General features: G+C 51.6%; 16 protein-coding genes and 2 pseudogenes. 12 read left to right on the top strand and 6 right to left on the bottom strand.

Going from position 1 to position 13596, the window contains the following annotated elements:
• Positions 1–98, top strand: a pseudogene (locus tag BFF42_RS28205) (hypothetical protein); the annotation flags it as partial.
• Positions 99–137: 39 nt separating this feature from the next.
• On the top strand, positions 138–881 hold the full coding sequence (locus BFF42_RS01275; protein WP_000951947.1) for an SDR family oxidoreductase: 744 nt from the start codon (positions 138–140) through the stop codon (positions 879–881).
• A 56-nt stretch (positions 882–937) separates the two neighbouring features.
• Here the strand turns inward: BFF42_RS01275 and bglA are convergent, their stop codons facing one another.
• Positions 938–2371: a 6-phospho-beta-glucosidase BglA gene (bglA, locus tag BFF42_RS01270; protein WP_024258645.1), complete on the bottom strand. Its 1434-nt coding sequence runs from the start codon at positions 2369–2371 to the stop codon at positions 938–940.
• 44 nt (positions 2372–2415) lie between these two features.
• Here bglA and yqfB point away from each other — a divergent pair, with 44 nt between their 5' ends.
• Together yqfB and trhA are read left to right on the top strand one after the other, a co-directional pair.
• On the top strand, positions 2416–2727 hold the full coding sequence (gene yqfB / locus BFF42_RS01265; RefSeq protein ID WP_001182969.1) for a N(4)-acetylcytidine aminohydrolase: 312 nt from the start codon (positions 2416–2418) through the stop codon (positions 2725–2727).
• Positions 2728–2890: 163 nt separating this feature from the next.
• Positions 2891–3550 carry a PAQR family membrane homeostasis protein TrhA gene (gene trhA / locus BFF42_RS01260; RefSeq protein ID WP_000250274.1) on the top strand — a complete coding sequence of 220 codons (660 nt, stop codon included), beginning with the start codon at positions 2891–2893 and terminating at the stop codon, positions 3548–3550.
• Positions 3551–3745: 195 nt separating this feature from the next.
• Here the strand turns inward: trhA and ygfZ are convergent, their stop codons facing one another.
• The gene (ygfZ, locus tag BFF42_RS01255) at positions 3746–4726 is read right to left on the bottom strand and encodes a tRNA-modifying protein YgfZ (RefSeq protein WP_000886098.1); all 981 of its coding nucleotides are present in this window, start codon (positions 4724–4726) and stop codon (positions 3746–3748) included.
• Positions 4727–4968: 242 nt separating this feature from the next.
• Here ygfZ and sdhE point away from each other — a divergent pair, with 242 nt between their 5' ends.
• Both sdhE and BFF42_RS01245 read left to right on the top strand, forming a co-directional pair.
• Positions 4969–5235, top strand: a complete 267-nt coding sequence (gene sdhE, locus BFF42_RS01250; RefSeq protein WP_039059554.1) for an FAD assembly factor SdhE — start codon at positions 4969–4971, stop codon at positions 5233–5235.
• The gene (locus BFF42_RS01245; protein ID WP_000244777.1) at positions 5216–5623 is read left to right on the top strand and encodes a protein YgfX; all 408 of its coding nucleotides are present in this window, start codon (positions 5216–5218) and stop codon (positions 5621–5623) included. Before sdhE ends, BFF42_RS01245 begins: the two co-directional genes overlap by 20 nt.
• 39 nt (positions 5624–5662) lie before the next feature.
• Here BFF42_RS01245 and fldB read toward each other — a convergent pair whose 3' ends face one another.
• Positions 5663–6184 (bottom strand): flavodoxin FldB, encoded by a 522-nt coding sequence (gene fldB / locus BFF42_RS01240; RefSeq protein ID WP_001055874.1) that lies wholly within the window; start codon positions 6182–6184, stop codon positions 5663–5665.
• 111 nt (positions 6185–6295) lie between these two features.
• Here fldB and xerD point away from each other — a divergent pair, with 111 nt between their 5' ends.
• From xerD to lysS, 5 genes are all read left to right on the top strand, one after another.
• The gene (xerD, locus tag BFF42_RS01235) at positions 6296–7192 is read left to right on the top strand and encodes a site-specific tyrosine recombinase XerD (RefSeq protein ID WP_000806638.1); all 897 of its coding nucleotides are present in this window, start codon (positions 6296–6298) and stop codon (positions 7190–7192) included.
• Between the two features lie 24 nt (positions 7193–7216).
• Entirely contained in the window at positions 7217–7927 is a 711-nt protein-coding gene (gene dsbC, locus BFF42_RS01230; RefSeq protein WP_000715205.1) for a bifunctional protein-disulfide isomerase/oxidoreductase DsbC, read from the top strand.
• A 5-nt stretch (positions 7928–7932) separates the two neighbouring features.
• Positions 7933–9666 (top strand): single-stranded-DNA-specific exonuclease RecJ, encoded by a 1734-nt coding sequence (gene recJ, locus BFF42_RS01225; RefSeq protein ID WP_000813182.1) that lies wholly within the window; start codon positions 7933–7935, stop codon positions 9664–9666.
• Positions 9667–9756: 90 nt separating this feature from the next.
• Positions 9757–10855, top strand: a protein-coding gene (prfB, locus tag BFF42_RS01220) for a peptide chain release factor 2 (protein WP_001701073.1) whose coding sequence is annotated in 2 segments (ribosomal slippage) — positions 9757–9831 and positions 9833–10855 — 1098 coding nt in all. Because the reading frame shifts where the segments join, the coding sequence is not laid out codon by codon here.
• Positions 10856–10864: 9 nt separating this feature from the next.
• On the top strand, positions 10865–12382 hold the full coding sequence (gene lysS, locus BFF42_RS01215) for a lysine--tRNA ligase (RefSeq protein ID WP_000003068.1): 1518 nt from the start codon (positions 10865–10867) through the stop codon (positions 12380–12382).
• A gap of 42 nt (positions 12383–12424) precedes the next feature.
• Here the strand turns inward: lysS and idi are convergent, their stop codons facing one another.
• The gene (gene idi / locus BFF42_RS01210; RefSeq protein WP_001192786.1) at positions 12425–12973 is read right to left on the bottom strand and encodes an isopentenyl-diphosphate Delta-isomerase; all 549 of its coding nucleotides are present in this window, start codon (positions 12971–12973) and stop codon (positions 12425–12427) included.
• Between the two features lie 54 nt (positions 12974–13027).
• Between idi and BFF42_RS01205 the strand changes: the two genes are divergently transcribed.
• Positions 13028–13099, top strand: coding sequence for a protein YqfH (locus BFF42_RS01205; RefSeq protein WP_120795390.1), 72 nt, complete (start codon positions 13028–13030; stop codon positions 13097–13099).
• Here BFF42_RS01205 and yqfG read toward each other — a convergent pair.
• Positions 13096–13221 (bottom strand): protein YqfG, encoded by a 126-nt coding sequence (gene yqfG / locus BFF42_RS01200; RefSeq protein ID WP_001050745.1) that lies wholly within the window; start codon positions 13219–13221, stop codon positions 13096–13098. The two genes, BFF42_RS01205 and yqfG, sit on opposite strands and share 4 nt — an antisense overlap.
• Before the next feature lie 49 nt (positions 13222–13270).
• Positions 13271–13596 (bottom strand): annotated as a pseudogene (locus BFF42_RS01195) (IS1-like element IS1B family transposase); the annotation flags it as partial.

Below are 13596 nucleotides of genomic sequence, written 5' to 3'. Positions count from 1 at the left end.
TGCCGTTAGTATCATTGCTAACCCTGATGTTTATCATCACTCTGCCGTTTACGGGCCTGAGCGCGATTTCTCGCCACATCTCCGCCGCCGGGTTGCTGTAAAGATACGTCAACGAATTAATTTTTCTCGGAAAACAAATGGCTATAGCACTTGTGACCGGTGGCAGTCGCGGCATCGGGCGGGCAACTGCATTACTGTTGGCGAAAGAAGAGTATACGGTGGCGGTTAATTATCAACAAAACCTCCATGCGGCGCAGGAAGTGGTGAACTTAATCACGCAAGCCGGTGGCAAGGCATTCGTGCTCCAGGCGGATATCAGCGACGAAAATCAGGTCATAGCAATGTTTACAGCAATCGATCAGCACGATGAACCGCTAGCAGCGCTGGTCAATAACGCCGGGATCTTGTTTACCCAGTGCACCGTTGAAAACCTTACCGCAGAGCGAATCAACCGAGTACTTTCCACCAACGTGACGGGATATTTTCTCTGCTGCCGCGAGGCGGTAAAACGCATGGCGCTTAAAAATGGTGGCAGTGGCGGCGCTATCGTCAATGTCTCTTCGGTGGCCTCACGGTTGGGTTCGCCAGGGGAATATGTTGATTACGCGGCATCGAAAGGGGCGATTGATACGTTAACCACCGGACTATCGCTGGAAGTCGCCGCGCAGGGGATCCGCGTTAACTGCGTGCGGCCAGGGTTTATTTATACCGAAATGCACGCCAGCGGCGGCGAGCTTGGACGCGTCGATCGCGTTAAGTCGAACATCCCCATGCAGCGTGGTGGACAGGCAGAAGAGGTCGCGCAGGCCATTGTCTGGCTACTAAGTGATAAAGCCTCTTACGTCACGGGAAGTTTTATCGATTTGGCGGGCGGGAAATAAAACAGGGAAGTTGTCTGACCGGATGCAACAAGTATTGCATCCGGTACTTCATCGACTTAAAGCTTCTCGCCGTTGCTGGCAATCACCTCTTTGTACCAGTTAAAGCTCTTCTTACGTGAACGCGACATATCGCCAGTACCGTCGTCATGTTTATTCACATAGATAAAGCCGTAGCGTTTGCTGTACTGCCCGGTAGTGAATGACACGCAGTCGATGCAGCCCCACAGTGTGTAGCCCATCAGATCCACACCATCGTAAGTCACTGCTTTTTTCATCTCTTCAATATGGGCGCGCAGGTAGTCAATGCGGTAGTCGTCGTTGATGCAGCCATCTTCTTCCACTTTGTCGTAAGCGCCAAAACCGTTTTCGACAATAAACAGCGGCCTCTGATAACGCTCATACAGTTCGCAAAGGGCATAGCGCAGACCTACTGGATCAATCTGCCAGCCCCAGTCAGACGCTTTAACATACGGGTTCGGTACGCTGCCTTCAAAACCAGAGATCGCATCGCCGGTGCCGCCTTCGGCCTTCACTGCGTTGATCATGTAATAGCTGAAACCAAGATAATCGCAGGTGCCTTCACGCAGTACATCCAGATCGCCATCTTCCATTTTGATGTTAAATCCGCGACGCTCCCACTCGTTCAACACATAGGACGGGTAATAGCCGCGTAGCTGCACATCGGTAAAGACGTAGCGTTCGCGCATCGACTCCTGAGCGAACATCACATCGTCCGGGTTACAGGAGTAAGGATAGAGCGGCACCATCGCCAGCATACAGCCGACTTTCATCTCCGGGTTAATGCGACGCGCGGCTTTCACTGCCAGGGCGCTGGCGACAAACTGGTGATGCAGCACCTGGTACATCGTCTCTTCCGGGTTGTCATGCTCGGTATACACCACGCCGGAGCAGCAGTAACCAAACAGCGGCGCACGCCAGTTACGCTGGTTGTTTATTTCGTTGAAGGTCATCCAGTATTTGACTTTATGCTTGTAGCGTTCGAATACCACTTCCGCGAAACGGACAAAGAAATCAACGACTTTACGGTTGGTCCAGCTACCGTATTGCTGCACCAGATGCAGCGGTATTTCAAAGTGGGAGAGGGTTATCACCGGTTCGATGTTGTATTTCAGCAGTTCATCGAACAGAGAGTCGTAAAACTTCAGCCCTTCTTCGTTTGGCTGAGCTTCATCACCTTTTGGAAAAATACGCGTCCAGGCGATGGAAGTCCGAAAACATTTGAAGCCCATTTCGGCAAATAGCTTGATGTCTTCCTTGTAGTGACCATAAAAATCAACGGCTTCATGGTTTGGATAGTATTTTCCTGGCAAGACTTCTTTGGTGATTTCGCGCGGCACGCCGTGTGCGCCACCGGTCAGAACGTCACAAATGCTCGGTCCTTTGCCGCCTTTGTTCCAGCCGCCTTCGACCTGATGAGCGGCAACGGCGCCACCCCATAAGAAATCTTTCGGTAAGGTGAGTTTTTTCACTATCATAGGCTCCAGATGAGTCAATTCTTACAGGAAATAGTACCATGCAGCCAAACGACATCACTTTTTTTCAACGTTTCCAGGATGACATTATGGCTGGGCGTAAAACCATCACCATCCGCGACGAGTCTGAATCGCACTTCAAAACGGGTGATGTGCTTCGTGTCGGACGTTTTGAAGATGACGGTTATTTTTGCACGATTGAAGTCACCGCAACCTCAACCGTAACGCTGGATACGCTGACGGAAAAACATGCAGAGCAGGAAAATATGACCCTGACTGAACTGATAAAGGTCATTGCCGACATCTATCCCGGTCAGACACAGTTTTATGTGATTGAATTTAAATGTCTTTAAATTGAACTCACGCCTGTTAGTTGAAATTTCTCATTTAATTTCATGATTTTTAGGAGATTAGTCTCAAATCAGAATTTATTTTAGCTAACAGGTGTTCACTGGAACTATTCTCAGTTACGCTGGAGAGGTATACATGTGCGTGTACGTTTCTCCGGAGTAAGTTATGGTTCAGAAGCCCCTCATTAAGCAGGGATATTCGCTGGCAGAGGAAATTGCCAACAGCGTCAGTCACGGCATTGGGTTGGTGTTTGGTATCGTTGGGCTGGTGTTGCTACTGGTTCAGGCGGTGGATCTCAATGCCAGCGCCACAGCGATAACCAGCTACAGCCTCTATGGCGGCAGTATGATCCTGCTGTTCCTCGCTTCGACGCTCTATCACGCCATTCCTCATCAACGGGCAAAAATGTGGCTGAAGAAATTTGACCATTGCGCTATTTACCTGTTGATTGCCGGAACCTACACGCCGTTTTTGCTGGTGGGGCTGGATTCTCCGTTAGCGCGCGGGTTGATGATTGTTATCTGGAGCCTGGCATTGCTGGGGATTCTGTTTAAACTGACCATCGCGCACCGATTCAAAATTTTATCTCTGGTGACCTATCTGGCGATGGGCTGGCTGTCGCTGGTGGTAATTTATGAAATGGCAGTTAAGCTCGCGGCGGGCAGCGTTACCTTACTGGCGGTAGGCGGCGTGGTTTATTCGCTCGGAGTGATTTTCTATGTCTGCAAACGCATTCCCTACAATCATGCCATCTGGCACGGCTTCGTGCTCGGCGGCAGTGTGTGCCACTTTCTGGCGATCTATTTGTATATTGGGCAGGCGTAATAGGTATGCCTTTGTAGGCCTGATAAGACGCGCCAGCGTCGCATCAGGCATCGGAGCGCAACCGCCGGATGCGGCGTGAACGCCTTATCCGATCTACGGGCCTCGTCCCTGTTGTGATAAAGGCATCAAATCCCAGACATGATAAGACGCGTCAGCGTCGCATCAGGCGATAAATGCCTGATGCGATACAGAGATTTACTCTTCGAGTGAATACGGCAGCGGCTCGATATGCAGTGTATTCGCATCGTCGCGTACGCGGAAGATGCTGTCCGGTTCCATATCGTTATTCATGACGACCTGTACCACGACCTGACCATCTTCCAGTTTTACCGCAGCCAGCACCGTACCGGTACGACGCCAGTTCTCGCCCATTTTCAGCTCTAAGTCTTCACCAGCTTCCGGCAGTCGGCTGGCGCTACCTGCCAGCAACCAGAGCGCACGTTTATTGGCACCACGGAATTTTGCTCGCGCCACCATCTCTTGTCCGGTATAACAGCCTTTCTTAAAACTGATACCGCCCAGCGCCTGGAGATTGGTCGCCTGTGGGATAAACTGCCCGCTGTTCGCGGCATCAATCACCGGGAAACCCGCTTCAATGTTTAATGCCAGCCACTGTTGGCTATTGTTCAGTTCCGCTTCACCGCGCAGTTTATCGGTCAGCATATTGGCAGTAGCTTCATCGGTTACGATCAGGAAACGTTCTGCCGGGTGTTCAAACCATAGCAAAGTGGTCGCGCCTTCTTTAACTACCTGTTTTTCTCTCGAAGGTAGTTCACTAAAGAGATTGGCGAGCGCGGCGCGCGCCTGAAAACCGGCAACACCAAGCAGCACACGCTCGTCGTCTGGCGCGATGGTCACTTTAGAGAACACCGCATATTTTTTCAGTTCAGTCAGCTGCGGTTCACGCACGCTGCGCCGTTCAATCCACGCAAAGCCATCGCCGTCGCGGAACAGACGTAAATTGCTCCACATTTTACCTTTGGCGTCGCAATGGGCGGCGAGCAGGTGCTGATTTTCTGTCATCTGGCTGACATCTGCTGTCACCTGACCCTGCATATATTTTTCGCTGTCCGCGCCAGTAATGGTGGCAAGCGCCCAGTCATCAAGCGTCATCAGCGTCAGCGGTAAACGGGCAGAAGCCGTAGGCTGACGGGGAGGAAAAGGTGTAAAAGCCATAATAGAGTCCTGAGTTGCTTAACGGCGTATTAATAACTAATGGTAAAAGAGCTATGAGGCAATGCAAGTGCTTTCACTACGCGATCTGTGCCTTCTGCGAGGCGACTTCCAAAAAAATGAAGCTCTTGAATTGTTGTGAATTAATTTCGCGATCGCGATGGTGTTTACTGATATTCCCGTAAAAGAAGTCGAAAAACACGTTACAATAGCCGGGTACTGGATTTTCGTGAGACAGGAAGAAGATGGACATTAACAACAAAGCCCGCATTCATTGGGCATGCCGCCGTGGTATGCGCGAACTCGATATTTCAATCATGCCGTTTTTCGAACATGAGTACGACAGCTTAAGCGATGACGAAAAACGCATCTTTATTCGTCTGCTGGAATGTGACGATCCGGACCTGTTTAACTGGCTGATGAATCACGGTAAACCGGCCGATGCAGAACTGGAAATGATGGTCCGACTCATCCAGACACGGAACTGGGAACGTGGTCCTGTGGCAATCTGATTTGCGCGTCTCCTGGCGCGCACAGTGGCTTTCCTTGCTGATTCATGGGCTGGTTGCCGCTGTTATTTTACTCATGCCCTGGCCGCTCAGTTACACCCCGTTATGGATGGTGTTACTTTCGCTGGTGGTATTTGATTGCGTTCGCAGCCAGCGGCGTATTAATGCTCGCCAGGGGGAAATTCGATTGTTGATGGACGGGCGTTTGCGTTGGCAAGGGCAGGAGTGGAGCATCGTCAAAGCACCGTGGATGATTAAGAGCGGCATGATGCTGCGTTTACGTTCTGATGGCGGTAAACGGCAACATTTATGGCTGGCAGCCGACAGCATGGACGAAGCTGAATGGCGGGATTTACGGCGGATTTTGTTGCAACAAGAGACGCAAAGATAAATATGACGGCAAAGCATATGCGCTAAGCCGTCAGTGAGATCAGGCGTAATGCTCTGCCATTTCGTTGAGGATTTGCTCGCACCAGCTCTGAATACGCTCGTCGCTAAGGTCATACTGGTTAGTTTCATCCAGCGCCAGACCCACGAACAGTTGCCCGTCAGCAATCACCGGTTTCGGGCTGGTAAATTCATATCCTTCCGTTGGCCAGTAGCCGACGAACTTCACGCCTTTGGTCGAGAGTTTGTCATGCAGCATACCGAGCGCATCGAGGAACCACTCGCCGTATCCCAGTTGATCGCCAAGCCCATACAGTGCAACAATTTTACCTTCAAGGTTCAGGTCGTCGAGCTGATCCCAGACGGCTTCCCAGTCTTCCTGGATTTCGCCAAAATCCCAGGTCGGGATACCCAGAATGAGCACATCGTACTGCTCCATTAATTTCGGGGAGTCGTCCTTGAGGTTATGTAAGGTCACCAGTTCTGGGCCGATAATATCGCGGATTTTTTCTGCCGCCATTTCGGTGTAACAGGTGCTGGAACCGTAAAAAAGACCCATATTCATAACGTAAGCTTCTCGATTCTGCTGTGGCTTTTGCGGCTAGTGTATCAGAATCGCTTTAGTCACGGCACAATAAGGCATAATGGATCAAATGAGTGACCATAAGGGGCGCAAGTGAAACAGGATCTGGCACGCATCGAGCAGTTTCTTGATGCTCTGTGGCTGGAAAAAAATCTGGCTGAAAATACGTTGAACGCTTACCGTCGCGATCTGTCAATGATGGTGGAGTGGTTGCATCACCGCGGGTTGACGCTGGCGACGGCGCAAAGTGACGATTTGCAGGCATTACTGGCAGAACGGCTAGAGGGCGGGTATAAAGCCACCAGCTCAGCGCGTTTGCTGAGTGCAGTGCGCCGATTGTTCCAGTATCTTTATCGCGAAAAGTTTCGTGAAGACGATCCCAGTGCGCATCTCGCTTCACCGAAATTGCCACAGCGTTTGCCAAAAGATTTAAGCGAAGCGCAGGTCGAACGTTTATTACAGGCACCATTAATTGATCAGCCACTGGAGCTACGCGATAAAGCCATGCTTGAAGTGTTGTATGCTACCGGGCTGCGTGTCTCTGAACTGGTCGGGCTGACAATGAGTGATATCAGCCTACGTCAGGGCGTAGTGCGGGTCATTGGTAAAGGCAACAAAGAGCGCCTGGTGCCGTTAGGTGAAGAGGCCGTTTACTGGCTGGAAACCTATCTGGAACATGGGCGTCCGTGGCTGTTGAATGGTGTGTCAATTGACGTGTTGTTTCCCAGCCAGCGTGCGCAGCAGATGACGCGACAGACCTTCTGGCACCGCATTAAACATTATGCCGTGCTGGCGGGTATCGACAGCGAAAAGCTGTCACCGCATGTGTTGCGTCACGCTTTTGCCACTCATTTATTAAATCATGGTGCGGATTTACGCGTGGTGCAGATGCTACTGGGCCACAGCGATCTCTCCACCACGCAAATTTATACGCATGTCGCTACCGAGCGTCTGCGGCAACTTCATCAACAGCATCACCCGCGGGCGTGATGTCTGAAAAGAACGGGAAGATTTATGAAGAAAGGTTTTATGTTGTTTACTTTGTTAGCGGCGTTTTCAGGCTTTGCTCAGGCTGATGACGCGGCAATTCAACAAACGTTAGCCAAAATGGGCATTAAAAGCAGCGATATTCAGCCAGCACCCGTGGCTGGCATGAAGACTGTGCTGACTAACAGCGGTGTGTTGTACATCACCGATGACGGTAAACATATCATTCAGGGGCCAATGTATGACGTTAGTGGCGCGGCTCCGGTCAATGTCACCAATAAAATGCTGCTAAAGCAGTTGAATGCGCTTGAAAAAGAGATGATCGTTTATAAAGCGCCGCAGGAAAAACACGTCATCACCGTGTTTACTGATATTACCTGTGGGTACTGCCACAAACTGCATGAGCAAATGGCAGACTACAACGCGCTGGGGATCACCGTGCGTTATCTTGCTTTCCCGCGCCAGGGGCTGGAGAGCCAGGCTGAGCAACAAATGAAAGCCATCTGGTGTGCGAAAGATAAAAACAAAGCGTTTGATGATGTGATGGCTGGTAAAGCTGCCACTCCGGCAAGTTGCGATATCGATATTGCCGATCATTACGCACTTGGCGTCCAGCTTGGCGTTAGCGGCACTCCGGCAATTGTGCTGAGCAATGGCACACTTGTTCCGGGTTACCAGCCGCCGAAAGAGATGAAAGAATTCCTCGACGAACACCAAAAAATGACCAGCGGTAATTAATTCGCGTGAAACAACAGATACAACTTCGTCGCCGTGAAGTCGATGAAACGGCAGACTTGCCCGCTGAATTGCCTCCCTTGCTGCGCCGTTTATACGCCAGCCGGGGAGTACGCAGTGCGCAAGAACTGGAACGCAGTGTTAAAGGTATGTTGCCCTGGCAGCAACTAAGCGGTGTCGAAAAGGCCGTTGAGATCCTTTACAACGCTTTTCGCGAAGGAACGCGGATTATTGTGGTCGGTGATTTCGACGCCGACGGCGCGACCAGCACGGCTCTAAGCGTGCTGGCGATGCGCCCGCTTGGTTGCAGCAATATCGACTACCTGGTACCAAACCGTTTCGAAGACGGTTACGGCTTAAGCCCGGAAGTGGTCGATCAGGCCCATGCCCGTGGCGCGCAGTTAATTGTCACGGTGGATAACGGTATTTCCTCCCATGCGGGGGTTGAACACGCTCGCTCGTTGGGCATTCCGGTTATTGTTACCGATCACCATTTGCCAGGCGAAACATTACCCGCGGCGGAAGCGATCATTAACCCTAACTTGCGCGACTGTAATTTCCCGTCGAAATCACTGGCAGGCGTGGGTGTGGCGTTTTATCTGATGCTGGCGCTGCGCACCTTTTTGCGCGATCAGGGCTGGTTTGATGAGCGCGGCATCGCAATTCCTAACCTGGCAGAACTGCTGGATCTGGTCGCGCTGGGGACAGTGGCGGACGTCGTGCCGCTGGACGCTAATAATCGCATTCTGACCTGGCAGGGGATGAGTCGCATCCGTGCCGGAAAGTGCCGTCCAGGGATTAAAGCTCTGCTGGAAGTGGCAAACCGTGATGCACAAAAACTCGCCGCCAGCGATTTAGGTTTTGCGCTGGGGCCACGTCTCAATGCTGCCGGGCGACTGGACGATATGTCCGTCGGTGTGGCGCTGTTGCTGTGCGACAACATCGGCGAAGCGCGCGTGCTGGCAAATGAACTCGATGCGCTAAATCAGACGCGAAAAGAGATCGAACAAGGAATGCAGATTGAAGCCTTGACCCTGTGCGAGAAACTGGAGCGAAGTCGCGACACGCTACCCGGCGGGCTGGCAATGTATCACCCCGAATGGCATCAGGGCGTTGTCGGTATTCTGGCTTCGCGCATCAAAGAGCGTTTTCACCGTCCGGTTATCGCCTTTGCGCCAGCAGGTGATGGTACGCTGAAAGGTTCCGGTCGCTCCATTCAGGGGCTGCATATGCGTGATGCGCTGGAGCGATTAGACACACTCTACCCCGGTATGATGCTGAAGTTTGGCGGTCATGCGATGGCGGCGGGTTTGTCGCTGGAAGAGGATAAATTCGAACTCTTTCAACAACGGTTTGGCGAGCTGGTTACCGAGTGGCTGGACCCTTCGCTATTGCAAGGCGAAGTGGTGTCAGACGGCCCGTTAAGCCCGGCCGAAATGACCATGGAAGTGGCGCAGCTGCTGCGCGATGCTGGCCCGTGGGGGCAGATGTTCCCGGAGCCGCTGTTTGATGGTCATTTCCGTCTGCTGCAACAGCGGCTGGTGGGCGAACGTCATTTGAAAGTCATGGTCGAACCGGTCGGCGGCGGTCCGCTGCTGGATGGTATTGCTTTTAATGTCGATACCGCCCTCTGGCCGGATAACGGCGTGCGCGAAGTGCAACTGGCTTACAAGCTCGATATCAACGAGTTTCGCGGCAACCGCAGCCTGCAAATTATCATCGACAATATCTGGCCAATTTAGCGTCATCTTCTCTATAAAAAAGAGCGTGGATTGGGTACAATCCCGCTCTTATCACCGCATTTTGACTAGCTCAATAAAAGAAATCAGACCATGTTTGAAATTAATCCGGTAAATAATCGCATTCAGGACCTCACGGAACGCTCCGACGTTCTTAGGGGGTATCTTTGACTACGACGCCAAGAAAGAGCGTCTGGAAGAAGTAAACGCCGAGCTGGAACAGCCGGATGTCTGGAACGAACCCGAACGCGCACAGGCGCTGGGTAAAGAGCGTTCCTCCCTCGAAGCCGTTGTCGACACCCTCGACCAAATGAAACAGGGGCTGGAAGATGTTTCTGGTCTGCTGGAACTGGCTGTAGAAGCTGACGACGAAGAAACCTTTAACGAAGCCGTTGCTGAACTCGACGCCCTGGAAGAAAAACTGGCGCAGCTTGAGTTCCGCCGTATGTTCTCTGGCGAATATGACAGCGCCGACTGCTACCTCGATATTCAGGCGGGGTCTGGCGGTACGGAAGCACAGGACTGGGCGAGCATGCTTGAGCGTATGTATTTGCGCTGGGCAGAATCGCGTGGTTTCAAAACTGAAATCATCGAAGAGTCGGAAGGTGAAGTGGCGGGTATTAAATCCGTGACGATCAAAATCTCCGGCGATTACGCTTACGGCTGGCTGCGTACAGAAACTGGCGTTCACCGCCTGGTGCGTAAGAGCCCGTTTGACTCCGGTGGTCGTCGCCACACGTCGTTCAGCTCCGCGTTTGTTTATCCGGAAGTTGATGATGATATTGATATCGAAATCAACCCGGCGGATCTGCGCATTGACGTTTATCGCGCGTCCGGCGCGGGCGGTCAGCACGTTAACCGTACCGAATCTGCGGTGCGTATTACCCACATCCCGACCGGGATCGTGACCCAGTGCCAGAACGACCGTTCCCAGCACAAGAATAAAGACCAGGCCATGAAGCAGATGAAAGCGAAGCTTTATGAACTGGAGATGCAGAAGAAAAATGCTGAGAAACAGGCGATGGAAGATAACAAATCCGACATCGGCTGGGGCAGCCAGATTCGTTCTTATGTCCTTGATGACTCCCGCATTAAAGATCTGCGCACCGGGGTTGAAACCCGCAATACGCAGGCCGTGCTGGACGGCAGCCTGGATCAATTTATCGAAGCAAGTTTGAAAGCAGGGTTATGAGGAACCAACATGTCTGAACAACACGCACAGGGCGCTGACGCGGTAGTCGATCTTAACAATGAACTGAAAACGCGTCGTGAGAAGCTGGCGAACCTGCGTGAGCAGGGAATTGCCTTCCCGAACGATTTCCGTCGCGATCATACCTCTGACCAATTGCACGCAGAATTCGACGGTAAAGAGAACGAAGAACTGGAAGCGCTGAACATCGAAGTCGCCGTTGCTGGCCGCATGATGACCCGCCGTATTATGGGTAAAGCCTCTTTTGTTACCCTGCAGGACGTTGGCGGTCGTATTCAGCTGTACGTTGCCCGTGACGATCTTCCGGAAGGCGTTTACAACGAGCAGTTCAAAAAATGGGATCTCGGCGACATCCTCGGCGCGAAAGGTAAACTGTTCAAAACCAAAACCGGCGAACTGTCTATCCACTGCACCGAGCTGCGTCTGCTGACCAAAGCACTGCGTCCGCTGCCGGACAAATTCCACGGCTTGCAGGATCAGGAAGCGCGCTATCGTCAGCGTTATCTGGATCTCATCTCTAACGATGAATCCCGCAACACCTTTAAAGTGCGTTCGCAGATCCTCTCTGGCATTCGCCAGTTCATGGTAAATCGCGGCTTTATGGAAGTTGAAACGCCGATGATGCAGGTGATCCCAGGCGGTGCCGCTGCGCGTCCGTTTATCACCCATCATAACGCGCTGGATCTTGACATGTACCTGCGTATCGCGCCGGAACTGTACCTCAAGCGTCTGGTGGTCGGTGGCTTCGAGCGTGTATTCGAAATCAACCGTAACTTCCGTAACGAAGGTATTTCCGTACGTCATAACCCAGAGTTCACCATGATGGAACTCTATATGGCTTACGCAGATTACAAAGATCTGATCGAGCTGACCGAATCGCTGTTCCGTACTCTGGCACAGGATATTCTCGGTAAGACGGAAGTCACCTACGGCGACGTGACGCTGGACTTCGGTAAACCGTTCGAAAAACTGACCATGCGTGAAGCGATCAAGAAATATCGCCCGGAAACCGACATGGCGGATCTGGACAACTTCGACTCTGCAAAAGCGATTGCTGAATCTATCGGCATCCACGTTGAGAAGAGCTGGGGTCTGGGCCGTATCGTTACCGAGATCTTCGAAGAAGTGGCAGAAGCACATCTGATTCAGCCGACCTTCATTACTGAATATCCGGCAGAAGTTTCTCCGCTGGCGCGTCGTAACGACATTAACCCGGAAATCACAGACCGCTTTGAGTTCTTCATCGGTGGTCGTGAAATCGGTAACGGCTTTAGCGAGCTGAATGACGCGGAAGATCAGGCGCAGCGCTTCCTGGATCAGGTTGCCGCGAAAGACGCAGGTGACGACGAAGCGATGTTCTACGACGAAGATTACGTCACCGCACTGGAACACGGCTTACCGCCGACAGCAGGTCTGGGAATTGGTATCGACCGTATGGTAATGCTGTTCACCAACAGCCATACCATCCGCGACGTTATTCTGTTCCCGGCGATGCGTCCAGTAAAATAAGCATTACGTTATGCTAATAACCCCGGCAAATGTCGGGGTTTTTTAATTGTGCTGCGCGAAAGCAGACAACAATTTTCTTGCTTCACTATTGGCTGCCTGCATTACCATCCACGGACTGAACGCCCACGGCGTGGCATCAATACCGTGTAATACATCTGCTAAATCACACCATTGATAATCCATCACTTCATCATCGTTGATCTGTAACGCACTGTTGGTGCGTGCGGCAAATACCGGACACACTTCATTTTCCACAATGCCATTCGGATCGGTGGCGCGATAGCGAAAGTCAGGATAGATAGATTCAGGAGGCGTAATTTCCACGCCAAGCTCATAACGGCAACGGCGGATCACTGCGTCTTCGTTGCGTTCTCCCAGTTGTGGGTGCCCACAAACCGAGTTAGTCCACACGCCAGGCCATGCTTTTTTGCTCAGTGCGCGGCGGGTAACTAATAATTGCCCCTTGGCATTAAACAGCCAACTGGAGAACGCGAGATGTAAGAGGGTGTCTGCCGTGTGTGCGGCATACTTTTCCAGCGTACCCGTGGGAACTCCCTGTGCATTCAATAAAATGACGTGTTCCGTTTGCATAATTTCTCACATGTAATTCTGATCACTCATCATTATAGATAATTGAAGAGTGAAATGATTAACCAAGTGAGCGTTTATCGACAACCGCCCGTTTTGAGCGGATGCCGACAGGTAAAAACCATTTAAAAAAGTAGCATCATATATTTGAAGCGACTTTCAATGGCCATTGCAACACAGTCAGAAATGACAGGAATAGAGAGAGTAAAAAGCAACAGCAGACTGAATATAGCGCGCATTAAAAGATTTATATTATTCTCCATGCTCATTTTTCTTCAGCTTGCGGGTAATGACTCCAACTTATTGATAGTGTTTTATGTTCAGATAATGCCCGATGACTTTGTCATGCAGCTCCACCGATTTTGAGAACGACAGCGACTTCCGTCCCAGCCGTGCCAGGTGCTGCCTCAGATTCAGGTTATGCCGCTCAATTCGCTGCGTATATCGCTTGCTGATTACGTGCAGCTTTCCCTTCAGGCGGGATTCATACAGTGGCCAGCCATCCGTCATCCATATCACCACGTCAAAGGGTGACAGCAAGCTCATAAGACGCCCCAGCGTCGCCATAGTGCGTTCACCGAATACGTGCGCAACAACCGTCTTCCGGAGCCTGTCATACGCGTAAA

The organism is Shigella sp. FC1661 (assembly GCF_001712525.1).
GTDB lineage: Bacteria > Pseudomonadota > Gammaproteobacteria > Enterobacterales > Enterobacteriaceae > Escherichia > Escherichia coli.
The sequence above is the reverse complement of the archived record's forward strand: the minus strand, read 5'-3'. Positions and strand labels throughout refer to the sequence as shown.